The organism is Deinococcus aquaedulcis (assembly GCF_019693445.1).
GTDB classification, from domain to species: domain Bacteria; phylum Deinococcota; class Deinococci; order Deinococcales; family Deinococcaceae; genus Deinococcus; species Deinococcus aquaedulcis.
In genome coordinates this window covers 233,717-259,131 of record NZ_JAHRBL010000002.1, presented here as the reverse complement: position 1 = coordinate 259,131, position 25,415 = coordinate 233,717, and the positions used below count along the sequence as shown (strand labels likewise).

The 25,415-nt window shown below is 68.8% G+C and carries 25 protein-coding genes and 1 tRNA gene; 16 read left to right on the top strand and 10 right to left on the bottom strand.

Annotation, left to right across the window (positions count from 1 at the left end; genetic code table 11):
* Positions 1–3 precede the first annotated feature (3 nt).
* From KMW22_RS04200 to KMW22_RS04185, 4 genes are all read left to right on the top strand, one after another.
* Complete coding sequence (locus KMW22_RS04200; protein ID WP_221088775.1) at positions 4–2,040, top strand: beta-N-acetylhexosaminidase; 2,037 nt, start codon at positions 4–6, stop codon at positions 2,038–2,040.
* Positions 2,041–2,173: 133 nt separating this feature from the next.
* A complete protein-coding gene (locus KMW22_RS04195; protein ID WP_221088774.1) occupies positions 2,174–3,751 on the top strand; it encodes an ABC transporter substrate-binding protein in 1,578 nt (525 codons plus the stop codon).
* Between the two features lie 192 nt (positions 3,752–3,943).
* Positions 3,944–4,972, top strand: a complete 1,029-nt coding sequence (locus tag KMW22_RS04190) for an ABC transporter permease (RefSeq protein WP_221088773.1) — start codon at positions 3,944–3,946, stop codon at positions 4,970–4,972.
* Positions 4,973–4,989: 17 nt separating this feature from the next.
* A complete protein-coding gene (locus KMW22_RS04185; RefSeq protein ID WP_221088772.1) occupies positions 4,990–5,988 on the top strand; it encodes an ABC transporter permease in 999 nt (332 codons plus the stop codon).
* Positions 5,989–6,073: 85 nt separating this feature from the next.
* Here the strand turns inward: KMW22_RS04185 and KMW22_RS04180 are convergent, their stop codons facing one another.
* The 6 genes from KMW22_RS04180 to KMW22_RS04155 all read right to left on the bottom strand — a co-directional run bounded on the left by KMW22_RS04180 (position 6,074) and on the right by KMW22_RS04155 (position 12,028).
* Entirely contained in the window at positions 6,074–6,823 is a 750-nt protein-coding gene (locus tag KMW22_RS04180; RefSeq protein WP_221088771.1) for a shikimate dehydrogenase, read from the bottom strand.
* A gap of 327 nt (positions 6,824–7,150) precedes the next feature.
* Positions 7,151–8,281, bottom strand: a complete 1,131-nt coding sequence (gene wecB, locus KMW22_RS04175) for a non-hydrolyzing UDP-N-acetylglucosamine 2-epimerase (protein ID WP_221088770.1) — start codon at positions 8,279–8,281, stop codon at positions 7,151–7,153.
* The gene (locus KMW22_RS04170; protein ID WP_221088769.1) at positions 8,278–9,414 is read right to left on the bottom strand and encodes an MraY family glycosyltransferase; all 1,137 of its coding nucleotides are present in this window, start codon (positions 9,412–9,414) and stop codon (positions 8,278–8,280) included. Before KMW22_RS04170 ends, wecB begins: the two co-directional genes overlap by 4 nt.
* A gap of 89 nt (positions 9,415–9,503) precedes the next feature.
* The gene (gene upp, locus KMW22_RS04165; protein WP_221088768.1) at positions 9,504–10,127 is read right to left on the bottom strand and encodes a uracil phosphoribosyltransferase; all 624 of its coding nucleotides are present in this window, start codon (positions 10,125–10,127) and stop codon (positions 9,504–9,506) included.
* A 25-nt stretch (positions 10,128–10,152) separates the two neighbouring features.
* A complete protein-coding gene (locus tag KMW22_RS04160) occupies positions 10,153–10,992 on the bottom strand; it encodes a phosphotransferase family protein (RefSeq protein ID WP_235692556.1) in 840 nt (279 codons plus the stop codon).
* Positions 10,993–11,017: 25 nt separating this feature from the next.
* Positions 11,018–12,028: an HD domain-containing phosphohydrolase gene (locus KMW22_RS04155; protein ID WP_328774591.1), complete on the bottom strand. Its 1,011-nt coding sequence runs from the start codon at positions 12,026–12,028 to the stop codon at positions 11,018–11,020.
* Positions 12,029–12,063: 35 nt separating this feature from the next.
* On the opposite strand from KMW22_RS04155, the gene KMW22_RS04150 reads away from it, so the two are divergent.
* On the top strand, positions 12,064–12,810 hold the full coding sequence (locus tag KMW22_RS04150; RefSeq protein ID WP_221088767.1) for a YkgJ family cysteine cluster protein: 747 nt from the start codon (positions 12,064–12,066) through the stop codon (positions 12,808–12,810).
* On the opposite strand, the gene KMW22_RS04145 is transcribed toward KMW22_RS04150, so the two are convergent.
* Positions 12,800–13,189 (bottom strand): hypothetical protein, encoded by a 390-nt coding sequence (locus KMW22_RS04145; protein ID WP_221088766.1) that lies wholly within the window; start codon positions 13,187–13,189, stop codon positions 12,800–12,802. The two genes, KMW22_RS04150 and KMW22_RS04145, sit on opposite strands and share 11 nt — an antisense overlap.
* Positions 13,190–13,247: 58 nt before the next feature.
* On the opposite strand from KMW22_RS04145, the gene KMW22_RS04140 reads away from it, so the two are divergent.
* The 4 genes from KMW22_RS04140 (at position 13,248) to KMW22_RS04125 (ending at position 17,117) form a co-directional block, all read left to right on the top strand.
* Positions 13,248–14,315 carry a GGDEF domain-containing protein gene (locus tag KMW22_RS04140; protein WP_221088765.1) on the top strand — a complete coding sequence of 356 codons (1,068 nt, stop codon included), beginning with the start codon at positions 13,248–13,250 and terminating at the stop codon, positions 14,313–14,315.
* A gap of 283 nt (positions 14,316–14,598) precedes the next feature.
* A complete protein-coding gene (locus KMW22_RS04135) occupies positions 14,599–15,639 on the top strand; it encodes an EAL domain-containing protein (RefSeq protein WP_221088764.1) in 1,041 nt (346 codons plus the stop codon).
* A 414-nt stretch (positions 15,640–16,053) separates the two neighbouring features.
* Positions 16,054–16,542, top strand: a complete 489-nt coding sequence (locus tag KMW22_RS04130) for a winged helix-turn-helix domain-containing protein (protein ID WP_221088763.1) — start codon at positions 16,054–16,056, stop codon at positions 16,540–16,542.
* A gap of 38 nt (positions 16,543–16,580) precedes the next feature.
* A complete protein-coding gene (locus tag KMW22_RS04125) occupies positions 16,581–17,117 on the top strand; it encodes a transposase (RefSeq protein WP_221088762.1) in 537 nt (178 codons plus the stop codon).
* 7 nt (positions 17,118–17,124) lie between these two features.
* Here the strand turns inward: KMW22_RS04125 and KMW22_RS04120 are convergent, their stop codons facing one another.
* Together KMW22_RS04120 and aspS are read right to left on the bottom strand one after the other, a co-directional pair.
* Positions 17,125–17,865, bottom strand: a complete 741-nt coding sequence (locus KMW22_RS04120; protein WP_221088761.1) for an alpha/beta hydrolase — start codon at positions 17,863–17,865, stop codon at positions 17,125–17,127.
* A 186-nt stretch (positions 17,866–18,051) separates the two neighbouring features.
* Entirely contained in the window at positions 18,052–19,356 is a 1,305-nt protein-coding gene (gene aspS, locus KMW22_RS04115) for an aspartate--tRNA(Asn) ligase (protein WP_221088760.1), read from the bottom strand.
* A gap of 409 nt (positions 19,357–19,765) precedes the next feature.
* Here aspS and KMW22_RS04110 point away from each other — a divergent pair, with 409 nt between their 5' ends.
* From KMW22_RS04110 to KMW22_RS04095, 4 genes are read left to right on the top strand one after another with little or no spacing between them, the layout of a single operon-like run.
* The gene (locus KMW22_RS04110; protein WP_221088759.1) at positions 19,766–20,317 is read left to right on the top strand and encodes a TetR/AcrR family transcriptional regulator; all 552 of its coding nucleotides are present in this window, start codon (positions 19,766–19,768) and stop codon (positions 20,315–20,317) included.
* Positions 20,305–21,573 carry an MFS transporter gene (locus KMW22_RS04105; protein ID WP_221088758.1) on the top strand — a complete coding sequence of 423 codons (1,269 nt, stop codon included), beginning with the start codon at positions 20,305–20,307 and terminating at the stop codon, positions 21,571–21,573. Before KMW22_RS04110 ends, KMW22_RS04105 begins: the two co-directional genes overlap by 13 nt.
* Before the next feature lie 50 nt (positions 21,574–21,623).
* Positions 21,624–22,520 (top strand): HpcH/HpaI aldolase/citrate lyase family protein, encoded by an 897-nt coding sequence (locus tag KMW22_RS04100; RefSeq protein WP_221088757.1) that lies wholly within the window; start codon positions 21,624–21,626, stop codon positions 22,518–22,520.
* A 50-nt stretch (positions 22,521–22,570) separates the two neighbouring features.
* Positions 22,571–23,050 carry a MaoC family dehydratase gene (locus KMW22_RS04095; RefSeq protein ID WP_221088756.1) on the top strand — a complete coding sequence of 160 codons (480 nt, stop codon included), beginning with the start codon at positions 22,571–22,573 and terminating at the stop codon, positions 23,048–23,050.
* Positions 23,051–23,105: 55 nt separating this feature from the next.
* On the opposite strand, the gene KMW22_RS04090 is transcribed toward KMW22_RS04095, so the two are convergent.
* Positions 23,106–23,180: transfer RNA gene (locus tag KMW22_RS04090), tRNA-Val, on the bottom strand.
* A 204-nt stretch (positions 23,181–23,384) separates the two neighbouring features.
* On the opposite strand from KMW22_RS04090, the gene rimP reads away from it, so the two are divergent.
* The 3 genes from rimP to KMW22_RS04075 are packed head-to-tail and all read left to right on the top strand — an operon-like array spanning position 23,385 to position 25,413.
* Positions 23,385–23,846: a ribosome maturation factor RimP gene (rimP, locus tag KMW22_RS04085; RefSeq protein WP_221088755.1), complete on the top strand. Its 462-nt coding sequence runs from the start codon at positions 23,385–23,387 to the stop codon at positions 23,844–23,846.
* Positions 23,847–23,906: 60 nt separating this feature from the next.
* Positions 23,907–25,088, top strand: a complete 1,182-nt coding sequence (gene nusA, locus KMW22_RS04080; RefSeq protein ID WP_221088754.1) for a transcription termination factor NusA — start codon at positions 23,907–23,909, stop codon at positions 25,086–25,088.
* Between the two features lie 4 nt (positions 25,089–25,092).
* On the top strand, positions 25,093–25,413 hold the full coding sequence (locus tag KMW22_RS04075; protein WP_221088753.1) for a YlxR family protein: 321 nt from the start codon (positions 25,093–25,095) through the stop codon (positions 25,411–25,413).
* Positions 25,414–25,415: the final 2 nt, after the last annotated feature.

Here is a 25,415-nt window from a genome sequence, read left to right as displayed (position 1 = left end):
GTTATGAAACGGATGCTTCTGTGGAGCGCGGCGCTGTGGTCCCCGGTTCTGGGCGCCCCGGCGCTGGCGGCGCCCGTCACCCTCTCCCCCACCCCGGAGGCGCGGGTGGTGCAGCCCGCCCAGGCACTGGTTCCCGCGCCGCAGCAGGCCACCTTTCCGGCGGGCACGCTGGCGCTGACCGGACTGGGCCTGCGGGTGGTGGGCGCGGCCCCCGAGCTGGGCTGGGCTGCCCGCGACCTGCGCGCCGAGTGGCAGACGCGGCTGGGACAGGCGCTGCCGGACACGGCCGGGCCAGGGCCATCGGTCGTGATTGGCACCGTGGCCGACCCCGAACTGGCGGCGCGGGCCAGGGCGGCGGGGCTGGTGCCCAGGGGCCCGGAAGGCTACGCGCTGTGGGTAGACGGTGCAGGGGCCGCCGTGGTGGGCGCCACCCCGGCCGGGGCGTACCTGGGCACCCAGACGCTGCGGCAGCTGCTGACCCCGGCCGGGCTGCGCTACGCCCGCATTCAGGACGCGCCGACCCACGCGCAGCGCATTGGCATGATTTACCTCGACCAGTACAGCAAAGGGGTCAATGACCGCCTGATCCCGCTGCTGGCCGCCCTGAAGTACAACGCCGTGCTGGTCATGAGCAACTACGTGCAGTGGGACGTGGCCCGGGCCGGCGGCTGGGCACACCCGGGCGGGGCCAGCAAGGCCGAGGCGCGGCGGGTGGCCGAACTGGCGCGCAGCCACGGCCTGGAGGTCATTCCGCTGGTGGAGACCCTGAGCCACGTGGGCTGGATGTTTTACGGCGGCAAGAACCTGGACCTGCGCCAGGACCCCGACAGCCAGAACCCCTGGGCCTACGACACCCTGAACCCCGAGACCTACACCCGGGTGATTTTCCCGGTGCTGAAAGAGGCCGTGGAGGTCTTCGGGCCCCGGCGGCTGCACCTGGGCCACGATGAGGTGCGCAACCGCGACCGCTTTCCGGCCCGCGAGAACGGCAAGGCAGTGGGCTTTGAAAAGCTGTTTGTGGACGATGTGCAAAAGCTCCACGGCTTTCTGAAGGCCCAGGGCGTGGACAGCATGATCTGGCACGACACCGCCTTTGCGGACGCGGTGATCGGTACGCTGCCCGCGCAGCTGCCCCGGGACCTGCAGGTGGCGTACTGGAACTATGCGCCGGGCACGAATTTTCCCATGCTGGCCCGTATTCAGGCCCTGGGCTTTCCGGTGCTGGGGGCCAGCTGGTGGGAGGGTGGCAACGCCGAGGGCCACGCGCGGGCGGCCCTGGCGGCGGGCGCCGGCGGCATGATCCAGACCCGCTGGACGGGTTACTTTGGCAACCCCAGCGTCTGGGACGGCAATGCCGAGCAGCTCGCGGCCTTTGTGCGCGCGGCGGGGGCCTTCTGGAACCCGGCCGCCCCCCCGGTGGCCGATGAAGCGGGGCGCTACCGCGACCTGTACCAGCCGGGCAGCTACCGCGCGCAGGCAGGCGCCACCGTGAACCTCGCGCCGCTGGTCACGCGCACACTGGCCGACAACGACGGCTCGGGGTGGATTGGCAAGGGCGAAGGCATTGACCTGCGCCACCTCAGGAGCGGCGTGCAGCGGCTGGGGGCGTACCTGTTTGACGTGCAGGGCGCGGTGATGCTGCGCGGCTCGCGGGCCAGTGTAAAGGGGCTGCCGGAGCGCGCGGAGGTGGAGCTGAACCGCAAGGCGACGGGGCTGGCCTTTCTGCACACCACCGGCTGGCCCGCCGCCCTGAACCGCGAGAAGGTGGGCGAGTATGTCATCGAGTACGAGGACGGCAGCCGCGCTGTGCAGCCGCTGGAATACGGACGCCACATCCGCGCCTGGACGGACACGGCGGCCACGAGCATGGTGCCGGCGCCGGGCTGGAGCGGCGTGACGGGCGAGGGGCTGGCGGTGGCCGTGCCCGTACTGGAATGGGTGAACCCGAAGCCGAACCTGACCATTCGCCGCGTGACCCTGGTGAGTGCCGGGGGCAATGCCAACCCGGCGCTGCTGGGGCTGACCGTCCTGGGCCCCTAGCCTCTGGCGGGCGGCGCGCTTGACACCCTACAGGGCGGCCCCTACCCTGAACGCACGTTTGACTCTCTTTTCATCACGGCGTGGGGGCGGATGCCAGGGGCACCCGCAGACACCCACCCGTGACGGAGGTTCCATGAAGAAACTGCTTCTGACCGCCCTGCTCTCGACCCTCAGCGGCGCTTCGGCCGCGACCCTGGTGTTTGGCGGCAACGGCGAGCCCGTCAGCCTGGAGTCCGGCAACATCACCGACGGGATTTCCATTCTGGTGCAGCGCCAGATTTACGACACCCTGGTGGACTTCAAGAACGGCACCACTGACCTGATGCCGGGCCTGGCCACCAAGTGGACGCCCAACGCCAACAACACCTCGTGGACCTTCACGCTGCGCAAGGGCGTGCGCTTCCACGACGGTACCCCCTTCAACGCCGACGCCGTGGTGTTCAACCTGGGCCGCTGGTGGGACAAGGCGCACCCCTACGGCTTCCGCGACCAGGGCCGCACCTTCGAGATCATGGGCGAGCTGCTGGGCGGCTACAAGGGCGACGCCACGGCCGTCATCAAGAACATCGTCAAGGTGAACGACTCCACCGTGCGCGTGGACCTGAATAAGCCCTCCAGCGTGCTGCCCAACGTGCTGGCCGCCGGCTACTTCGGCATCGCCAGCCCCACCGCCATCAAGAAAGAAGGCGCCAAGTACGGCACGCCCGCCAGCAAGCCCATCGGCACTGGCCCCTTCATCTTCCAGAGCTGGCGCACCGGGGACCGCGTGACCCTGCTGCCCAACAAGGTGTACTGGGGTGAAAAGGCCAAGGTGGACCAGCTGGTCATCCGCTCCATCAAGGACGCGTCGCAGCGCCTGAACGAGCTCAAGGCCGGCACCATCGACTTTGCCAACGACCTCACCCCCGACAGCCTGAAGAGCGTGCAGGCCGACAAGAACCTCGTGGCGGTCAAGCGCCCCAGCTTCAACGTGGGCTTCGTGGCGCTGAACAACCGCAACCAGTATCTGAAGAACGACAAGGTGCGCCAGGCCATCTCCATGGCGATCAACAAGAAGGAAATCGTGGACGCCTTTTGGAACGGCCTGGGGGTCAGCAACGCCAGCTTTCTGCCGCCCGTGATGAGCTGGGCCAACAGCCCCAAGGTCCCGGCCGACTACAAGTTCGACCCGCAGGCCGCCAAGCGCATGCTGGCCGAGGCCGGCTACCCCAACGGCTTTACCATTGACCTGTGGTACATGCCCGTCAGCCGCCCCTACTTCCCCACGCCCAAGCCGATTGCCGAGGCGATTGCCGCTGACCTGAGCGCCATTGGCATCAAGGTGAACCTGAAGACGCAGGACTGGGCCAAGTACCTGGAAGAGCGCAACAAGGAACCCGGCTTCGACATGTACATGATCGGCTGGACCGGCGACTACGGCGATCCGGACAACTTCTACGGCGCCTACTACGGCTCGAACGCCTCGGACGACATCAACTGGAACCCCGCCAACGTGCAGACTCTGCTGGAGCAGGGGCGCGCCGCCGCCACCCAGGCCGCCAAGGCCAAGGTGTACCAGCAGCTGCACGAGATCACCTACAACGCCAACTACCGGATTCCCATGGTGCACTCCAACCCGCTGGCCGCCGCGCGCACCTACGTCAAGGGCTGGATTCCCAGCCCCCTGGGCAGCGAAGCGTTCAACACCATCTCCATCACTGGCAAGAAGTAAACCCTTCGCCACGGGCCGCGCCTCTTCTGTGGGGCGCGGTCTTTGCTGATGGGACGGGGGCTGGGCCGGGCAGGCGCGCCCCCGGTGTGATTCCCGCTACACTGTGCGCCACGACTGATTTTCTGTTTGCCTGCGCCGCCTCTGGCCCGGCGCGTTCCGGTTTCCCGCTTCTTTCCTGTTTGGAGGTCTGCTTTGGGCAGTTACCTGATTCGCCGCCTGCTGCGGACCCTGCTGGTCATGCTGGGCATCAGCCTGGTGGTGTTTGTGTTTGTGCGCTCTATCCCCGGTGACCCGGCGGTGGCCATGCTGGGCGAGCGCGCCACGCCCGAAGCGGCGGCGGCCCTGCGCGAGCAGCTGGGGCTGAACAAGCCCTGGTTTTTCAATCCGGCCAACCCCCTGGACGCCCAGTACCCCAAGTACATGGGCGCGCTGCTGCAGGGCGACCTGGGCTCGGGCCTGAAAAGCAACATTCCGGTCTGGGATGACCTGAGAGCCCGCTTTCCCGCCACCGCCGAGCTGAGTATTGCCGCGCTGCTGTTCGCGCTGCTGATCGGTATGCCGGCCGGGGTACTGGCGGCGCTGCGGCGCAACAGCGTGTGGGACAACCTCGCCACGACCATTTCGCTGGTGGGGGTCAGCATGCCGGTGTTCTGGCTGGGCCTGCTGCTGTCGTACTTCTTTGCCGTGAAACTGGGCTGGCTGCCCCCCAGTGGCCGCCTGGGCACCGATTACGATATTCAGCCCATCACCGGGTTCTACATCTTGGACGCCCTGCTGCGTGGGCAGACTGCTGCCGCCTGGGACGCGCTGCGCCATCTCATTCTGCCGGCCATCGCGCTGGGCAGCATTCCGCTGGCGATCATCGCGCGCATTACCCGCTCCTCCATGCTGGACGTGCTGGGGCAGGATTACGTGCGCACGGCGCGGGCCAAGGGCCTGGCCTTCCGCTCCGTCACCATGAAGCACGCCCTGCGCAACGCCCTGCTGCCGGTGGTCACGGTGATTGGCCTGCAGGCAGGGGCGCTGCTGGGCGGCGCGGTGCTCACCGAAACCATTTTTTCCTGGCCGGGCATCGGCTCGTGGGTCTACGAGGCGATCAGCCAGCGCGACTATCCCATCATTCAGGGCGGCGTGATCTTTGCGGCCCTGGTGGTCAGCCTCGCCAACCTGATTGTGGACCTGAGCTACGCGGCGCTGGACCCCCGCATTCAGTACAGCTGAAAGGAACTGGTGAAGACATGACAACCGCAACCGTTCCTGTCACCAAACGCAAGCAGGACAGCATTTTCTGGCGGCGCTTCCGCCGCTCCACACCGGGCAAGGTGGGGGCGGTCATCGTGGCGATTTTCGTGCTGCTGGCGGTGCTGGCCAGCGTGATCAAGCCGTACGATCCCACCACCGACCGCAATTACCGCATGAACCTCAAGCCGCCCAGCATCAGTGCGCTCTGGAACAAGGACGTGGCTGAAACCTACACCGACCCGGTCAGCGGCAAGGTGAACGTGTGGGCCGCGCCCTTTGGCACCGACAACCTGGGCCGCGACATCATGACCCGCGTGCTGCACGGCACCCGCATCAGCCTGAAGGTGGGCGTGGTGAGCACGGTGCTGGCGCTGGTGATCGGCTCGCTGCTGGGGGTGCTGGCCGGGTACTTTGGCGGCTGGCTGGATTCCGTGCTGGGCTACCTGACAGACGTGATGCTGGCCTTTCCCAGCATCCTGCTCGCCATTGGCTTTGCCAGCATCTTTTCCACCGACAACCCGCCGCTGCTCATTGCGGGCCTGGACCGGCTGTTTGCCCTGAACAGCCCGCAACTGGTGACGGCCATGCTGGCGGTGTCGCTGGTGCAGGTGCCGGTGTACCTGCGGCTGGCGCGCGGGGTGGTGCTCTCGGTGCGCGAACGCGAATTTGTGCAGGCGGCGGGCGCGCTGGGGGCCACGCAGGGCCGCATGATCTTCCGCCACGTGGTGCCCAACAGCCTCTCGCCGCTGATCGTGCAGGGCGCCCTGAGCATTGCCACAGCCACCATTGAGGTGGCGGCCCTGGGGTTCCTGGGCATCGGCGCGCAGCCGCCCCTGCCGGAGTGGGGCACCATGATCAGCGACAGCCGCCAATACTACATTGACGCGCCGTGGACCATGGTCTTCCCGGGGCTGGCGATCTTCCTGACCGTGCTGGGCTTTAACCTGCTGGGCGACGGCCTGCGGGATGTGCTGGACCCCAGAAGCACCCAGTAGACGCTCTCTCAGTTTTTGGCCCCCTCGGCGTAGTCAGGAGGGGGCTTCTGCTTTTCCCACATCCCACAACCCACGGCCCACATCCCTAGTCCAGCGCGTGCAGGGCCCCTTCCAGTTCCTGGGGATGAAAGCGCTGCCCGGTGGCGTGGGCCAGTTGCCGGGCCAGCCGGCGCAGGGGCAGGGGCCGCAGGTCCAGGCTGCTGGCGCCCGTGCCGCTCACGTTCGCGTGGCCGGTCAGGTCAATCACCGTGTGGTAGGGCTGCACGAGGCCGTGGGGCAGGTCGCCGGCCGTCAGCACGATCAGGTCGGCGCGGCCGGCGAGGTCCGTCACACTGGGGTCGCGGCGGCTGAGGGGATAGACGCGCACCCCGGCCGGCACGTCGCGGGCGGCGCGCTCGGCGTCGGGGGCGCTGGCGGCCACCACGCCCAGTTCGGTAAAGCCCAGCCGGGCCAGGGGCAGGGCCAGGGCCAGATCTGGCGCGTGCTGGCCCAGCAGCACGGCGCTGGCCCCGCGCGAGGCGTAGCCGCTGTCGTGCAGCACGTCGGTCAGGGCGTCGGCCTCGGCAAAGGTGCCGTGCAGGCCGGCGGTGAAGGCCACGGCGTCCACCCGCCCCACCCGCCGGGCCGCGCTGTCGGCGGTCACCTTTTCAAAGGTGCTGGCCTGCTGGCTGGCATGCACCAGCGCGCCGGTAAAGCGCAGAGCGCGGCAGGCCTCCAGCACGCTGGCGGGGTCGTCGGTGGGCACCGACACGGCCACCAGCCCCAGGTCGCGCAGGGCGCGCGCCGCCTGGGGGGCGTAACCGACGAGGGCCAGGGGCGTATCGAACGCGGGCATGGAGTTCCAGTGTAGCCCAGGGGCCGCGCAGGCTGGCGCTGGGCGCCCTGGCTTTAGATGGGTCCTCTCTGGCGCGCCAACACCTCAGAGTGGGCCCCAAACCACCCCGGGGCTCACGCTCAATGGCGTTAAGCAGTCACAGCCGCCTGGGCGGAATCGAGAGGCATTAATTCCAGGGGGGCACCGCCCGCCGCGCTCACCCTGCGGCGCCGCTGGACCCGCCGCCCCCCTCCCCACCTCCTCCGCAAGGGAGAAGGGGTCAACACACGGGCAGCGCCGTACAGAATGTTGAGACTGTCCGCACCTTTGGTCCAGTCGGACTTGGTTTCAGTGCCAGTCAGCGGGGCGCCCTTGCAGGCCAAAGTGCCACGCGATGGCCGAGGCGATGCGCGCTCCGGCGTGGCCGTCGCCGTAGGGATTGCGGGCCGTTTTCATGGCGGTCAGGGTGGCCTCGCTGTCCAGCAGGCCGCTGAGCACCGCTTCCAGGCGCGCGGGGTCGTTGCCCGCCAGGGTCAGCACGCCGGCTTCCAGCCCTTCGGGGCGCTCGGTGACGTTGCGCAGCACAGCCACGGGGACGCCCAGGGCCGCCCCCTCTTCCTGCAGGCCGCCGCTGTCGGTGGCCAGCAGTTTGGAGGCCGCCATCAGGGGGGCCATGTCGCTGTAGTCCAGGGGCTCGGTCAGCTCAAAGTTGGGCACGCCGGACAGCACCGGGCGCACGGCCTCCTGCACAGCGGGCGACAGGTGCACGGGGTAGATGAAGTGGTGGTCTGGGTGGGCCTGGGCCACGCGTGCCAGGGCCTGGGCCATCTCACGCATCATGGGCTGGTTCTCGCGGCGGTGCATGGTGACGGTCACCAGCGGCTGCCCGGCCTGCACCCGCGCGCGCCACTCTGGGCGCAGGGGCACGCGCCCGGCCACCTCGCGCACGGCGTCCACGGCGGTCTGGCCGGTGACGAAAATGCCCGTATCAGCCTTGCCCTCGCGCTGCAGGTTGGCGCGGCTGCCGGGGGTGGGGGCAAAGTCCAGGGTGGAGAGCACCCCGGTCAGGCGGCGGTTGGCTTCTTCGGGGAAAGGCTCTTTCAGGCTGCCGCTGCGCAGGCCCGCTTCCACGTGGCCCACCGGAATGCCCTCGTAAAAGGCCGCCAGCGCCACGCAGAACGAGGTGGTGGTGTCGCCGTGCACCAGCACCATATCGGCGCCCATCTCGCGCAGCACCCGGCCCGCCTGCGGCACGATGCGGGCGGTCAGGTCGGCCAGGGTCTGGCGCTCGGTCATCACGTTCAGGTCGCGGTCGGGGGTCAACCCGAAGACCGCCAGCGCGCCGTCAAGCATCTGGCGCTGCTGGCCGGTCGAGAGAATCTGGGGCTGCAGGCCGCTCTGGGCCTGAACCGCCGTGTACACCGGGGCCATCTTCGTGGCTTCGGGGCGGGTGCCAAAGGCCAGCACAATCTGCTTCATGCGTTTCCTTCCCGCGCGGTTTCCAGGTTCTGCGCGCGAATGCGGCGGTAGGCCACAAAGAACAGGCACAGGGCGGCGGCCAGGACGGTGCCGCCAATGGCTTCGGGGCGCAGGCCCTGCAGGGACATCCCGGCCGCGCCGCAGGCCAGCGCCACCAGCCACAGGATCACGGCGGTGCGCCGGGCGCTGGCGGTGCGGGCCAGCACGCGGTGGTGGATGTGGGTCTTGTCCGGGTGGCGCAGCGGGTTGCGAATGCCGCGTGCCAGGCGGCCAATCACCACCTGCGTGGTATCCAGCAGGGGCAGCGCGAGCACAATCAGGGGCACCAGCAGGCTGGCCCCGGCACTGAATTTCAGGGTGCCTAGCAGGCTCACAGCCGCCAGGGTGTAGCCGAAGAGGGTGCTGCCCGCGTCCCCCATGATGATGCGGCTGGGATTGAAGTTGTGGCGCAGGTAGCCCAGGGCCGCGCCCGAGAGCCCGGCGAGCAGCACCACCGCCGCCGCGCGGTCGGGGAACTGGGCGGCGGTGGCCAGCAGTACAAAGCTGGCCACGAACGCCACACCGCCCACCACGCCGTCCACCCCGTCCAGCAGGTTCACGGCGTTGGTCAGGCCCACCACCCACAGGATGGTGACCACGGAACTCAGCGGCTGGTTGATCAGCTCTGGCAGCGCGGGCACGAACGGAATGGCGTTCAGGTCTACCCGCAGGTCGTTGACGAGCAGCAGCACGGCCGCCAGGGTCTGTACCACCAGCCGGGACAGGGGCGAGAGGCCGTACTGGTCGTCAATAAAGCCCACCAGCACCAGCAGCGTGGCCCCCAGCAGAATCGCCAGCACCTGAATGTTCACGAGGTCCACGGCGATGGGCCGCAGCGCCCAGGCCACGATGATGCTCACCAGAAAGCCGCCGTAGATCGCCAGCCCGCCGGCGTTGGGCAGCGGGGTCTTGTTCAGGCGCCGCTCGTTGGGCTGGTCGGCCCAGCCCACCTGCATGGCAAAGGCGCGCAGGCGCGGAATAAAAAACCAGGTGAACAGCCCGGCCGTGACAAAAGTGATCAGTACGCTGAGAAAGCCCCGGCCCCGAAGGTCGGCGATTCCCAGCTGTGCGGCCAGCGCCTGCAATGCGTCCATAAACGGCCCCAAGTGTAACGGCTCAGGTGCCGATGGGCGTCACCCGGAAGGTGGGGGGCAGGCCGTGAGGGGGCTGGCCTGCCCCGCGCTTACTTTGTGCCGTAAATCCGGTCCCCGGCGTCGCCCAGCCCGGGCACGATATAGCCGTGGTCGTTCAGGTGACTGTCCACGGCCGCCACCACGATTTCCACGTCCGGGTGGTCGCGCTCGATCACGGCAATGCCTTCGGGGGCGGCCAGGATGCACATCAGCTTGATGGTGGTGGCCCCGGCCTCTTTCAGAAAGGCGATGGCGGCGCTGGCACTGCCGCCGGTGGCCAGCATAGGGTCGGTGAGAAACACACGGCGCTCGGCAATGTCGGCGGGCAGCTTGTTGTAGTAGGCCACGGGCGCCAGCGTTTGGGGGTCGCGGTACAGGCCAATGTGGCCCACCTTGGCGGCCGGCACCAGCTGGGTGATCGCGTCGGTCATCACCAGCCCGGCGCGCAGAATCGCCACCAGGGCCAGCTTCTTGCCGCTCAGCATGGGAAAGTCGGCGTCCGTGATGGGCGTGCTCAGGCGCTCGGGGGCCAGTTCGAGGTCGCGCATGGCTTCATACGCCAGCAGCAGGCTGAGTTCGCCGGCCAGTTCGCGAAATTCCTTGACGCCGGTGCGCACGTCGCGCATGACCGACAGCTTGTGTTGCACCAGGGGATGGGAAACAACCGTAACCATGCCCACACCATACCGGGCACGCGCGCTATGCGGGCAGCCGGGCCAGGGCGTGCCGGGCCCGGGGCACCTTGGCGTCGCGCTGACCCTCGAACTCATAGGGCTCGTTCATCAGGAACCAGTACAGGTCATGCAGGGTGGTCATGGCGAGGTAGGCGCGGTAGCGCGTCAGGGTGGCGGGCGCGTGGTCCGGCAGAAAGGACAGGGCGGCCTGCAGGCTCTCGTCGGGGGGCAGCAGGTCCAGGGTGCCGGTCTTCAGCAGCGCGAGGTCACGCAGCGGATCGTCGGGGCCCGCCTTGGTCCAGTCGATGATCAGCACCTCGCCCTCTTCGGGGTGAATCAGGATGTTGTCGTGCCACAGGTCCAGGTGGCAGAACGCCGCCGGACCAGCCAACAGGCCGCGTTCGAGCGGAATTTCTACGGCGTCGAACAGGTCGCCCAGCGGGTAGGCGGCCAGGGCGCTGCGAAAGCGCCGCAGGCGCTCATGCACCCGGCCCAGGTTCACGGTGCCCACCGGCTCGCGGTGCAGGGCCGCCAGTTGCGCGCGCAGGGGGCCCAGGGCGCGGGGCAGATCCGGGCGGCGCAGGGGGCGCCCCGGAAAGCGGCGCAGCACCAGGGCTTCAACGCCGTCGGCCTCAGTGGCCTCCACGACCCACTGGCCCAGGCCCGCGCGGCGCATGTTGCGCGCCTCGGTGCAGTGGTCGCCCTGGTGGTTGCGGTAGACCTTGACCACCGTGTGGCCGTCGGCGGTGGCGTACACGCGGCTCTGCATCCCGGAGTCCATGGGACTCAGCGGCCCGTAGCGGGCTTCGAGCACCGGAAAGCGGGACGCGGGGGCGTCTCCGGTGGGGGCAGGCCGCAGGGTCAACGGCGCCCCCTGCGCGGCGCGGCGCTCACTGAGGCAGTTTCTCCAGCAGGGCCACAAGGCGGGGGTCCAGTGCCTTGCCAGCCTGCCCCTTCACCCGGTCCGGGCCGCCCATGCGCACGGCAGAGTTGGCCACCGCCAGAATGCGGGCGTACAGCGGAATGTCCTCGCCGGTCAGCCGGTCGGGTTCGCCCTGGCCGTCCCAGCGTTCGTGGTGGTGGCGCACGGCCTTCATGGCCTCGGCCAGGTGCGGCACGCCGTGCAGGAAGTTGGCCCCCACCTGCGCGTGGCCCTGCTCGCCGTGAATCTTGCCGATGTCGTGCAGCATGGCGGCGTACCAGAGCTCTTCCAGTTCGCGTTCGGTCAGGCCTACCAGCTTGCCCAGTTTCAGGCTCAGGTCGGTCACTGACTGGGCGTGGCCCAGGGCGTCGAACTCACCGCTTTCCACCGCTTCGACCAGGGCGCCGGTCAGCTGTCTGGAGGCCGCGCGCCACTCCTCGCGGCCCTCCAGCACGCTCATCAGGGGCGCCACGGCTGCTGCCCACTTGGTCACGGCCTCCTGGGCAGCGGGGGGCAGGCCGCCCTCGCTGGTGCGGTCCAGCACCAGGGCGCCGAGGTTGCGCCCGCGCACGGTCAGCGGCACCACCAGCGACAGGGTGACGGCTTTCATGCCGGCCTCGTCCAGCAGCGGCGCGGCCTCGGGGGGGCTGCCCTCGTACAGCTCGCGGGCGCCGTCGGTCAGGACGCGCGGGCGCATAGAAGCCCAGGGGCCGCCCAGGGCCACCCCCAGCAGCGTCTTGGGGTAGCCCAGCACCGCTGCCACCCGGTCCTGGCCCCGGCGCACGATGGCAAAACCCTGCACGGCGCCGCCCATCAGCGAAGCGGCGTGGGCCAGGGCGCCTTCCAGAATGCCTTCCTGGGTGGGGCGGGCCAGCAGGTCGGCAACCACCCGCGTGGCGTCAGGGCTCTCACTGGGCCCGGGCGCGCGCGCGTCGGAGGGGCCAGGCGTCTGCTGGGGGGTTCGTGGGCGTCGGAACACGTTGGCCGTAGTATACCCGCGCTACCCTGCCGCAGATGACCACGCCTGCCCCCTCCCCCGACCCCGTGACCGCTGCGGTGCAGCAGGCCTACGCCCGCTACGGCCGGCAGGCCCGCAACTGGCTGGCGAACTATACCCAGCGCGGCGGCCAGGTGTACTGCGGCGCCGGCTGCACCGCCTGCTGCACCATGCCCATTCGCGTCAGTCTGGCCGAGGCGCGGATCATGGCCGGAACGCTGGACACAGACCTCGCCCGCGCCGTGGAGGCCCACGCCCGCGCGGCAGTGGCCAACGCCCGCACCGCCCCAAGCGAGGACGAGTACGTGCGCCGCCACCGCCTGCAGGTGGGCTTCTGCCCCATTCTGGACCGCAGCACGGGCGGCTGCAGCCGCTACGATGCCCGCCCCACCCGCTGCCGCGACACCTTCAGCGCGCTGCCGGCCCGCTACTGCGCCGCCGAGACCTGGGAGAGCATGGGCAAGCGCGAGCAGGCCGAGTACCAGCGCGCCGTGGCCCGCACGCCCGGCACCGACGGCGAACTGCATTTCATTGCGCCGCTGGAACACCTCTCGGAGCCGGTGTGGGACGCGGCCTCGCGCGCCATGCGCCGGGCCTGGGGTCTGGAGGTCTGGGGGGACTTCTGGCTGCTGACCACGCTGGCCCTGGACGAGCGCTTCATGGCGGCCGTGCAGGCGGGCGACGGACGGCGGGCGTGGCAGGTGGCGTCCGGGCGGGGGCTGGCCCACCGCCTGCTGCTGGAATTTGCGCCGGCTACGCGCTGAAGGTCATCAGTTTCAGAATCTGCAGCAGAAACCAGACGGCAGTGGCCATCATGGGCAGCGCCAGGACGTACAGCACCGTCACCCCGCCCCATAGCTGCTGCAGGGAGGCCGTGCAGGCGGCGCGTGCGGCGGCCAGCCCGGCGGCCCGGACATCCTCTATGGGCACCCCGGACTGCTGGCAGGCCGAGAAGGTGACATATGTGCCCGGCGCGATTCCAGCGAGGTCGGCGTCAGTCAGCGTGTCGCCCGACACGTGGGGCGAGGCCGCCGCCACCACGTTCCCCACCACCCGCACCGGGCCGGACCCGGTCTGGATGGTGGGGGCACAGGCGGGCAGCAGGGCCAGACACAGCAGCGCGGCGCGCAGAGGTTGGGACATGATGGCCCCCACTCTACCGGCCGGCAGCAGGCTTTCCCGGATGCTCTAAAGTGCCCTAATGCAGCGCGAGACCGGGGGCGAGCCCAGCCTGAGCGAGCGGCAGCAGCGCGACTTTATGTCGGTGCTGGCCGCCCTGGCGGTGCTGATGCAGCTGGCCACCTCGGTTCACCTGCACAGCCAGCCCGACCAACTGACGCGCGCCATGCAGGCGGACCTGGGCGTGGCGTTTGCGCTGGGGCTGCTGGTGCTGACCCGGGTGCGCGCCATCCGGCTGGGCACCCTGCAGAAGGTGGTGGTGGGCGCCGTGGCGCTGTGGCTGGTGCTGAACGTGGTCAGCGTGATTCGCACCGCGCGGCCCATCACCTCGGGGCTGCTGATCCACATGGTGCTGCTGGCCCTGTTTGCTTATACATGGCTGCCGGCGCGCGTGGCGGCCATGATCGTGACGGCGGGGTATCTGCTGCTGGTGGCCGCCACCAGTTTCAGCCGCCAGCCTGACCTGCCGGGGCTGGTCCTGACCGGGCTGGTGCTGCCGCTGACGTGGTATCTGACGGTGCACGGCCGCATCGTGTCTGGCGAGCGGGCGCGCAGCGTGCAACTGGCGGCGCTGGCGGCCACCGACCCCCTGACCGGCTGCCTCAACCGCCGCGCGGGGCACAGCCAGCTGCTGGCCCTGGCGGCGCAGTGGGCTGGGCACCCCGAGCGCCTCAGCGTGGCCCTGTGCGACATTGACCACTTCAAGCGCGTGAACGACACCTGGGGCCACGAGCAGGGCGACGAGGCCCTGGCGCGCGTGGCCCAGACCCTGCGGGCCCAGGTGCGCGCGGGCGATCTGGTGGTGCGCTGGGGCGGCGAGGAATTCTTGCTGGTTCTGGCCGACCTGAGCCCCCACGAGGCCAGGGCGGTGCTGGACCGCACCCTGCGCGGCGTGCGCGCCCTGCAGCTGACCCCAGGGCTGGGTCTGACCCTCAGCGCCGGGCACGCCACCCTGGCCGAGGCGCCCGACATCACCGCCCTGCTGCGCCTGGCTGATCAGCGGCTCTTTGCCGCCAAGCGGGCGGGCCGGGACCGCCTGTGCAGTGCGCCGGAGGCCACGGAGACTGTCGGCACAGAAACGCGGTTTTAGAGGCGGGGGATTGATCCTCTCGCAGAGAACCACAGAGCCGTGCCCGCCAGCACCAGAGACAGTCTGAACTCTGCCCCTTCCCTTCAGGCCTCGTTCCTCCTGGCCCCACTCCACGGCACCCCATTTATTCTTTCCCAAGACAACGGCGGGGCTCGGCGGCGCGCCCGGTATGCTCTGGAGAGTTCCCTCCCAGCGCCTTCTTCCCCCTCAACGCGCCAGCCATGCGCCGGGTCAGTTTCTGAAAGAATTCTTACAGAATCTCCGTGGCACCCTGAGGCCGACTATGTCTGTTTTTCCGCACATCTGCGACTGCCTGACACCCACTCCTCCGGTCGGTGCCCTGGAAAGCGGCCTGTGGGTGCAGGGCAAGACCCGTTATGTGCAGCGGTTTCTGGGGGGCGAGGGCGCGCGGCTGTTTCCCGCCACGGCGCAGGCCGAATTGCGGGCCCTGCTGGCACAGGCCGGGCCTTCGGGGCAAGGTGAACTGCTGGCCACGCCCGCGCTGCCCACGGGCGAGCCCGATGCGTGGCAGGTGCGCCCGCTGGCCGAGTGGCTGGTGTGCCTGGAAACCCCATGGTATCCCGAAGCCCTGCAGCACCTGACCTTTGACGTGCAGCCCATCGTGGCGCTGCGCAGCGGCGCGGTCAGCGGCGCCGAGGCGCTGGTGCGTGCGCAACTGGGCGACCGGCGCATAGGGGCCTACGACCTGCTGCGCGCGGCCGAAGGCCACCGCCACCTGCGCACGTTCGATGCGCAGGCGCGCCGGGAGGCCATCCGGCAGGCGGCGCCGCTGCTGGGGCCCGGGCAGCAGCTGTTTATCAACTTCGCGCCGGGCGTGGTCTACAACCCCGATGTCTGCCTGCAGACCACCTTTGCCGCCTGCCGCGAGGCAGACATTGATTTTCAGTGCCTCGTCTTTGAGGTCACCGAGAGCGAGCGCTTTCCCGACCTGGACATGCTGCGCCGCATTCTGGCCCGCTACCGTGCCGAGGGCGCGCGCGTGGCCCTGGACGACCTGGGCGCGGGCTACACCAGCCTGAGCTACCTGGACGAACTGCGCCCGGACATCGTGAAGTTGGACCGCGCCCTGAGCCAGAACCTCACGCCCAACGACCCGCGCGTGGGCCTGCTGGCCGCCCTGATCGCCTACGCCCACGATCTGGAGATTGAGGTGGTGGCCGAGGGCGTTGAAGATCTGGATTCGCTGCGCCTGCTGCGCGATCTGGGCGCCGACTACGCGCAGGGCTACGTGCTGGGCCGCCCCGCGCCCACGCTGGCCCCTATCCGCGAGGCAGCGGCGGCACTCTGGGCCGCGAAGACCTGAGCGAGAGACCGCAGGCCCTGGAGCGCCGGCTGGCCTCCCAGGGCCTTTTTTCTTGCCCTGACTGAGAGCACCGTTTATGCCCGGGAGGCTGAGCCGTTTCGCAGTGCGGCGCAAAATGGGTGCCTTTCCCCTTCACGATGAAAGAAACTCGCAGAGCTGCCCTGCAGAGCCTGGGGAGGGATCATGCGAGAGGCGGCACCTGGGCGAGCTTCACAGCAGACCGGATGCCGGCCCCGGCATTTCCAGCGACCTTTGCCCTCCCTATTGACTGGCCTCGCCCAGAGCCGGCCCTGACCACCAGTCATAAGCAGTTTCATCCGAGTGCGGCGAGAAGCCACTGGTCCCCCATCACCTTTCCGTCGCCACCGATCCGGCCGGCGCCCGTCTTATACGGGAATAAAATGATTCGCACATATGCGAGCCTCCGCGCTGATACCTCACCAGAGCAGTGAAGGACTTGAGCAGGCCTACCGCAGTGCCACACGCAGCGTTGAGCGTTCCCGGTGGCAGATCCTGTGGCTGAAAAGCAAAGGAAAAAGCATCCCGGAGCTGATGGACGCCACAGGCTTCAGTCGCTCGACGATCACGGTCCTGATTCGCCGCGACAACCAGCACGGCCCAGCCGCCGTGCGCGACAAGCGGCAGGACAATGGCTCGAAGACCGCACTCACGCGTGAGCAACAGACGCACTTGTCGCGGGCCCTGGTGAACCCCCCGCCGATGGGCGGGGGGTGGACGAGCGGGAAGGTCCAGACGTACGTGCTGGACACCTTTGGTGTAACGATCACGTCGCCCTGCGCCTGGGGATACTTCAAACGCTTGGGGTTCAGCGTTCAGAGGCCCCGCCCGCGTCATCACTTGGCGGCGTCCCCATCCGAGCAGGAGACCTTCAAAAAAAAGTAGCGGCGACACTGCGGGTCGCACGGGCAGCGTACCCGCTGGTGCGGGTACGCCTGTTCGTTCAGGATGAGGGTCGTGTCGGATTGAAACCCGTCCTGGCTCGCGTGTGGGCCCCGGTCGGTCAGCGCCCAGTGGCGGTGCAGCATCGGGGGTTTCAGTGGGTCTACACCTACGTCTTTGTCGAACCGGCCACGGGGACGAGTGATTTCATGATTCTGCCGACGGTCAGTATCGACGCGATGAACGTGGCGCTGGCGGCGTTCACTGCGCAGGTGAATCCGACAGGGCGCGATGTCATCGTGCTGCTGTTGGATGGCGCGGGCTGGCATACCAGCCCACAGGTCCGGGTGCCACCGAACATGCTGTTGGTGCACTTTCCGCCGTATACGCCGGAGCTGTCTCCGGCCGAGCCGTTGGTGGGTCGCGTGAAACGTCCTCTGGCAAATCGATTGCTCAAACGTCTTGATGATCTCGTCGAGGTGTTGAGTCTGGACTGTCGACGGTTGATGACCGATCCCCACCAGGTGCGGTCACTCACCGCTTTCCCCTGGATTCTCAATGCGCTGAAATCAGTTTAGTCTCGTATTACCTCCCCGTGAGGAAGCGCGCCGTCTCGCGGTACAGCAGCTCCACGGCGTCCAGGGAATCAAAGGTGTGGCCGGCACCGGGGATCGCCACGGCGTCGCAGCCCAGGGCGCGGGCGTAGCGCACGCCGAATTCAGGCGGGCAGGTCTGGTCGGCATCGCCGTGAAACACGCGGGCCTCGCCGCTCCAGGCCTGCGCGGCGTCCAGGGGGCGCAGGCGCACCATCTCCTGCAGAAACTCGCGGCCCAGCGGCCAGCCGTTGTAATCGGTGACCGTGGGGGGCAGCAGGCCGCCGCGCAAAAAGGGCAGCCACAGTTCTGGCAGGGCGGGCGCCCACAGGGCCAGGCGGTGCGGGCGCACCTGCGGGGCACTCAGGGCCGCCACGAGGCCGCCCATCGAAAAGCCCAGCAGCATCACCCGCTCGGGGTCCAGGCCCGGCTGGCGGCGCAGGTACTCGAACGCCGCTTCGGTGTCCTGCACCTCGCGCGAGACGGTCATCTCGCTGAAGTCTCCCTGCGACTCGCCGCTGCCCCGGAAATCAAAGCGCAGGCTGGCCACGCCGCGCGCCGCCAGAAACCGCGACAGCAGCGGCAGCAGGCGGTGGTCCCCGCCCCGGTTGCCGGTAAAGCCGTGCAGGATGACCACGCTGGGCCAGCCTTGGGCGGGCGCCTGACCTTCCGGGCGGTGCACCATGCCGTACAGCCGCTGGCCGTCCACGCTGAACTGGGCGAATTCTTCCATGTAGCGGAGTCTAAGGGGGTGAAGGTCTAAGAGTCTAAGGGTCAAAGGGTCTAAGGGGGTCGAGAACTCAGCGCCCTTGCCCTGTGCGCTCCCCATTGCCTGAGGCCGCTCCGAACCCACCCCATCCTTAGACCCTTAGACCTCTTGACCCTTAGACCGGGCGGCCCTGGCCGCCCCAGGCCACCCTCACGGCGTCAGGCGGTGGCGGTCACGGGGGAATGCGCGGGCGTAGCGCACGTTGGCAATGCCCAGCAGCTTGGCGGTCAGGCGCTCGGCGCCTATGGCGAAGCCACCGTGGGGGGGCATGCCGTACTTAAAGACCTCGGTGTAGCCGGCCAGCGATTCGGGGTTCAGCTTGTAGGCGGCAATGGAGTCCATCAGCATGGCGTGGTCGTGGATGCGCTGGCCGCCGCTGGTGATCTCGATGCCCCGGAACAGCAGGTCGAAGCCCCGGGTCAGGTCGCCCTCGTCGGGGTGGGCGTAGAAAGGGCGGGCAGCGCGCGGGTACTTGGTCACGAACACGAAGTCGCTGCCTTCGGTTTCGGCGTAGTGCTGCGAGAGCAGGCGCTCAGCTTCGGGATCCAGGTCCTTGCCACCCACCGCGTGGCCGTACTTCTCGGTCACCAGGGCGCGCGCCTCCATCAACGGAATGCGGGGAATGTGGGCGGGCACCTCGGGAATGGTGGCGCCCAGCAGAGCGAATTCGGCGGCGCAGCGCTCCTTCAGGCGGGCCATGATGCTGGCGAGCAGGCGGTTTTCCAGCGCCATCACGTCGTCCTCGTCCTGAATAAAGCCCATTTCCACGTCCAGGGACAGGTACTCGTTCAGGTGGCGGCTGGTGGCGTGTTCCTCGGCGCGGTAGACGGGCGCCACCTCGAACACGCGCTCAAAGACACCCACCATGATCTGCTTGTACAGCTGCGGGCTCTGGGCGAGGTAGGCCTGGTGCCCGAAGTAGTCAATGGGAAAGAGGTTCGCGCCGCCCTCGGCACCGGCCGAGACGATTTTGGGCGTACTGATCTCGGTGAAGCCCTCGGTTGAGAGGTGGTCCCGAAAGGCCGCCACCAGTTCGGCCTGCACCTTCAGGGCTGCGCGTTCCTTCAGGCCGCGCACAGTGACCACGCGGTAATCCAGCATGGTTTCCGGGTTCACGTGCCATTCCATCTTGGGAATCTCGACGGGCGCGGGCTCCACCGCCGCGCTGATCACGCGGAACGCCTCGATCTGCACCTCAAACCCACCCGGCGCTTTGGGGTGGGCCTTCACCGTGCCCACGACCTCCACGCTGCTTTCGGCCAGAGGCAGGCTCAGGCCGCTGCCCACGCACTGGGTCAGGCCCGAGACGTCGCGCAGCACCACGAACTGCACGCCGCCCAGGTCGCGCCGGGCATGCACGAAGCCTTGCAGGCGCACCTGCTGGCCCTCGTGCTGGGCGAGGTCACGGGTCAGGGTCCGGGGAAGGTGGGTGGGCTGGGCTTCGGTCTGGGTCATGGGGGTGGCCTCCTGTGGGCTATAGGAAAGCCCCCGACTCCGTGTGCTGGGGTCGGGGGCGCGGTATGCGGCAAAGACGTCCCCTAACAGGGATCATCATTCACGTTGTTGCTCGCCGCAAACATGGCGCAACTGTAGCGGGGCGCGCCGGGGTGGGTCAACGCTGAAACTAGGCAGGGCGGTGGGGGGGGGTTTTTGGGGAAGTGGGGAGTGGGGTGTATGGAGTAGGAAAAGCATTGTGGGCGGACGGTTAAGACGGCGTGCAGGGCGGTCAAAGTGATTCGGACCCCTGCGCGCGCACTTCCTGCCCGCGAAAGCGTGCCCCTCGGTGATCTTCGCGCCTCCACTGAAAACCCCGCCCAAGACCTACCCCTTCTCTTGCCGACCGTCCAGACGGTATGATACAGATATGCCCAGAACCCGTCAGCCTCAACTCACGCGCGCCGCCCTGCTGCAAGCCGCCCGGCAGGTGGTACGAGAGCAAGGCGCCGCCCTGTCACTGGACGCGGTGGCGCGCGCCGCTGGGGTCAGCAAAGGGGGGCTGCTGCACCACTTTCCCAGCCGCGACGCCCTGCTGCAGGCGCTGGCCTTGGCGCTGGTCGAGCAGTTCCGCGAAGAGCTGGAAGCCGCGTACGCCCGCGAATGCGAGGCGCACGGCGCGCACCCGGGCGCGTGGCTGCGGGCGTATATCGCCCTGACCTTCGGCACCGGCGACGAGGACACCGCCCTGCACCGCGCGCTGGTGCCGCTGGCCGGGCAACCCGCGCTGCTAGAAGCCTTGGCCCAGGCCCAGGTGTTTCTGCTGGAACGCGCTGAGGCCGACGGCGTGCCCGCAGGCGCCGCCCACGCCGTGCGCCTGGCCTGCGACGGCTTCTGGCTGGCCGAACTGACCGGGCAGCCGCGCCTGAGTGCCGCCCAGACCCAGGCCCTGCAGGAGGCGCTGACCGCATGGACCCGCTGACCCCAGCCCATTCCCCGCACCCCGGCGCTCCACACCCTGGTCCAGGCTGGGCCACGCGCTACTGGGCCATCTTTACCGGGCAGGCGCTGTCTTTAATTGGCTCGGCCATGACGCAGTTTGTGCTGCTGTGGTGGATTACCGACACTACAGGCAGCGCCGCCGCCCTGGGCACGGCGGGCGTGGCCGCGCTGCTGCCCCAGGCGCTGCTGGGGCCCCTGGGCGGCACCTTTGCCGACCGCTACAGCCGCCGCACCATCATGATCATGGCCGACACGATCAGCGCCGCGTGCATGCTGGTGCTGATCTGGCTGTTTGCCAGCGGGGGCGTGGAGTTGTGGCACGTCTACACCATGATGTTCATTCGCAGCGCCATGCAGGCGTTTCAGGGGCCGGCCGCCGCTGCCAGCACCGCCATGCTGGTGCCGCCCGAGTTCCTGCCGCGCGCCGCCGGGTTTAACCAGACCCTGCAGGGCCTCATGACGGTGGCCGCCGCGCCGCTGGGGGCCTTGGCGATCAGCGTGCTGCCGCTGGGCGGGGCGCTGGGTATTGATGTGGTGACCGCCCTGCTGGGGATTGTGCCGTTGCTGCTGTTCCGGATTCCGCAACACACCGTCGCCCGCGAGGACCGCCGGGGCGTCTGGACCGAATTCCGCGAGGGCCTGAGCGTGGTGTGGCACAACCCCGGACTGCGGCGGCTGTACGGTCTGCTGGGCGTGGTGGTGCTGGTCGTGATGCCCACGTTCACCCTGACCCCGCTGCTGGTCAAAGCGCACTTTGGCGGCGGGGCCGGGCAGGTGGCCCTGATGGAAGGGCTGTCCGGCGTGGGCATGATTGCGGGCGGGCTGCTGGTGGCCGCCCTGAACCCCAAACGGCCCATAGTGACGGTGCTGCTGGCCCTGGCGGCGTCGTGCCTGACGGTGGCCCTGACCGCCCTGGCGCCTGCGGACTGGTTCTGGCTGGCGGTGGTGTGGTGGGTGGTGAGCGGCGCGACCTTCGCGTTCGGCAACGCGCCCCTGACCGCCACCCTGCAAACCACCGTGCCCAACCACCTGCAAGGGCGGGTGCTGTCGCTGCTGAACACCGTGATGGGGCTGGCCGGACCGGTGGGGCTGGCCCTGGCGGCGCCGCTGGGCGAGTGGATAGGCGTGCGCGGCGTGTTCGTGGTGGGCGGCGTGCTGAGTGCCGCCGCGTGTCTGGCGGGCTTCCTTTCGCCTGCCCTGCTGCGTCTGGAACGCCGGGAAACCCCTGCCGAGTAAGCCGCTATCCTGGGGGCCATGAGAACAAACGTTCGTTCAGGGGCCCGGGCATGACGCCTCCCCTGCCCCTGCGGCCCCGCAGCCTGCTCTTTGCGCCGGGCAACCGCCCCGAACTGGTGGCCAAGCTGCCGCGCAGCGCCCCCGACGCCGTGGTGATTGACCTGGAGGACGCCATTCCCGCCACTCCCGAGGCCAAGGCGGCGGCCCGCCCCATCGCCCGCGACGCGGCGCGGGACCTGATTGCCGCCGCGCCGCACCTGAGCGTGTTCGTGCGGGTGAACGCGGTGCACTCGCCGTACTTTGACGACGATCTGGCGGTGCTGACCCCGGAACTGGCGGGCGTGGTGGTGCCCAAGCTGGAGTCGGCAGCGGACGTGCGGCAGGTGGCGGCGGCGCTGGCGGCGCGGGGGTTGGGGCTGCCCCTGCTGGCGGGCCTGGAGACGGGGGCCGGGGTGTGGCACGCCCTGGAGATTCTGCGCGAGGACGCGGTGCAGTGGGCCTACTTTGGCGCCGAGGACTACACGACCGACCTGGGCGGGCTGCGCACGCCGGGAGGGTTGGAAGTGCTCTACGCCCGCTCGCAGGTGGCGCTGGCCGCGCGGCTGGCCGGGGTGCCCGCGCTGGATATCGTGGTGACGCGGCTGAACGATGAGGCCGCCTTCCGCGAGGACGCGGCCCAGGGGCGCGCGCTGGGGTACGCGGGCAAACTGTGTATTCACCCCGCCCAGGTGGCCCTGGCCCACGAGATCTTCGGCGCCACTGAGGCTGAACTCAGGCGCGCCCGCGCCCTGCTGCAGGCCGCCCATGACGCCAGCCTGAGTGGGCACGGCGCCTTTGCCTTTGAAGGGCAGATGGTGGATGAGCCGATGCTGGCGGCGGCGCGGGCGGTGGTGGCGAGGTCGGGAAGTGGGGAGGAGGGAGTGGGACGTGGAAAAGCCCCAGCCTAAACCTGAGCCCCTGACCTCCACTCCCCACTTCCCATACCCCGAGGTTCCCTATGAATGAAGACCTTCAGCGGCCCCAGGGCCGATACCTGGAAGAACTGGCGCCCGGCACGGTCATTCGCCACCGCGTGACCCGCACGCTGACCGAAGCCGACAACGTGTTCTTTACGACCCTCACCATGAACCCGCAGCCGCTGCACCTGGACCACGAGTACGCCGCGCAGACTGAGTTTGGTCGGCCGCTGGTGAACAGTCTGCTGACCCTGTCGCTGCTGGTGGGCCTCAGCGTGCATGAACTCACGCTGGGGACGCTGGTGGCCAACCTGGGCCTGACAGACGTCGTGTTCCCCAAGCCAGTGTTCCACGGCGACACTATCCGCGCGGAATCCGAGGTGCTGGAGGTGCGCGAAAGCCGCAGCCGCCCGGACGCCGGGATTGTAGTGGTGGAGCACCGGGCACTGAACCAGCGCGGCGAGGTGGTGGCAAAGTGCAAGCGCACGGCGCTGATGCAGAAACGGCCAGCAGAAGGCTGACATCTTTTCTCTCCCGTTGAACACGAAAAACCCCGCACTAGGCGGGGTCTTCTTCTGGTGGGCGGTGAGGGATTTGAACCCCCGACCTATCGCTTGTAAGGCGAGAGCTCTACCGCTGAGCTAACCGCCCACGCGGCCTGACATGGTAAGGGCAGTCCCCCCCTGCGCGCAAGGGGGGAAGGGGCCACGCTCGCCCGTTTGTGAGGGCCGCCCGGACAACGGCGCCCAGTGCGGTATACTGCGGGTCGTTCCTCGAACGGGGGGTGGGCCGTGACCCACCCTTTTTCGTGGAGGGGGTGGTGAAACAGGCCTGGGCTTTCCTGGCCGAGACAATATGAATAACAACGCAACACACAATCTGGAAGGGCTGGCCCGCACAGCCCTGGAGCCTCTGGGCTTTGAAGTGCTGGAAGTGCAGGTGCAGAACCTGGGCGGGCAACCGGTGGTCCTGATCCGTATTGACCGCCTGGACGAACAGCCGGTGACCGTGGACGACCTGACCAAGGCCAGCCGCGCGGCCGAAGCCGAATTTGACCGCGTGGACCCCATTGCCGGGGAATACCGCCTGGAATTCGAGTCGCCGGGTGCCAAACGGCCCCTGACGCGGGCGCGGCACTTTGAGCGCATGCTGGGCCTGAAGGCCCGGGTGCGCGGCGAGGGTGGGCTGGCGTTTACGGCCCCCATCCAGGCCGTCAGCGGCGATCAGGTGACCTTCATGGTCAGCGGCGAGCCCCAGACCCTGACGGTGGGCACGTTCCAGGCCAATCTGGCCGAGTTTCCGGACCGGCACCGCTGAGCACTGCCGGGGCCCCAAGCACCGTTGCCCGCCGCACGCGCGGGCCAAAGGAAGAGTGAGATGAGCCAACCCGAATTCAATTTTGCCGACGCCCTGCGGGAAGTGGCGCAGGCGCGCAACATCAACGAGCTGCAGCTGATCGAGGCTTTCGAGCAGAGCCTCGCGCAGGCGTACACCCGCAACGTGGAACCCGACAAGCGCATTGAAGTGCACCTGGACCCGCAGAGCGGCGAACTGGAAGTGCTGATCGTGCGCGAGGTCGTGGAAAAGGTCGAAGACGAGAACCTGCAGATCTCCCTGGCCGACGCGCTGGAGCTGGACCCCGGCGTGGAAGTGGGCATGGAGATGGAGTTCCCGGTGGACCGCGAGAAGTTCTCGCGCATTGCCCTGCAGGCCGCCAAGCAGACCCTGACCCAGAAGATGCGCGAAACCGAGCGCAACGTGGTCTTTAACGAGTACAAGGACCGCGAAGGGCAGGTGCTCACCGCGCAGGTGGTGCGCAGCGACAACAAGGGCAACTGGTTCGTGGAACTGGGCGCCGGCGAGGCGATTCTGCCCCCCCGCGAGCAGATTCCCGGCGAGAAGCTGACCCCCGGCAACCGCGTCAAGATCTACCTGAAAGAAGTGCGCAAGACCCCCAAGGGCCCCACCATCCTGGCCAGCCGCGCCGACGAGCGGCTGCTGGACTACCTGCTGCGCCAGGAAATCCCTGAAGTGGCCAACGGCATCGTGGAGGTCAAGGCGATTGCGCGCGAAGCGGGGCAGCGGTCCAAGGTGGCCGTGTTCTCGCACAACAGCAACGTGGACCCCATCGGCGCGTGCATCGGGCACCGGGGCAACCGCATTCAGGCGGTCACCGGCGAACTGGGCCGCGAGCGCGTGGACGTGATTCTCTGGGACGCCAACACCCGCGACTTCATCCGCAACGCGCTGTCGCCCGCCAAGGTGGGCCTGATTGAAGCCCAGCCCGAGCGCCGCGAAGCCACCGTGACCGTGACGCCCGATCAGCTGTCGCTGGCGATTGGCAAGGGTGGCCAGAACGTGCGCCTCGCCGCCAAGCTGACCGGCTTCAAGATTGACCTGCGCGAAACGGCCGCGATCAGTGACCTGGACGCCGCCATGCAGCAGGCCATGCAGGACGAGCAGGGTGCCCAGGGCAACGCGGCGGCCCAGTCGGCCTTTGACGCGCTGTTCAAGGACAGCAAGTCGGTGGCCACCGCCAGCCCGGACGACGTGGAGTAAAGGCTTGACGGGCCCCCACCCCGCCCGCCACGTGCCGGAGCGCACGTGCGTGGCCTGCCGCCGCAAGCGGCCCCAGCCCGAGTTCGTGCGCCTGATCCGAGTGGACGGCGCCTGGACCGTGTGCCCCGGGCCCCGGCAGGGACGCGGCGCCTACCTGTGCGCCGACCGCCCCGAGTGCTGGCAGGACAAGCGGCTGCGCCGGGTCTTCGGCGCGCAGGCGGCAGCGGTTTCGGCCCTGAGACCAGGCACGGCGCAGGCGGGCACCGACCCGATTCACAACGCGCAGCCCCCACGCGGGGACAGGCGCGAGTCTCACCGGAGGTGAGC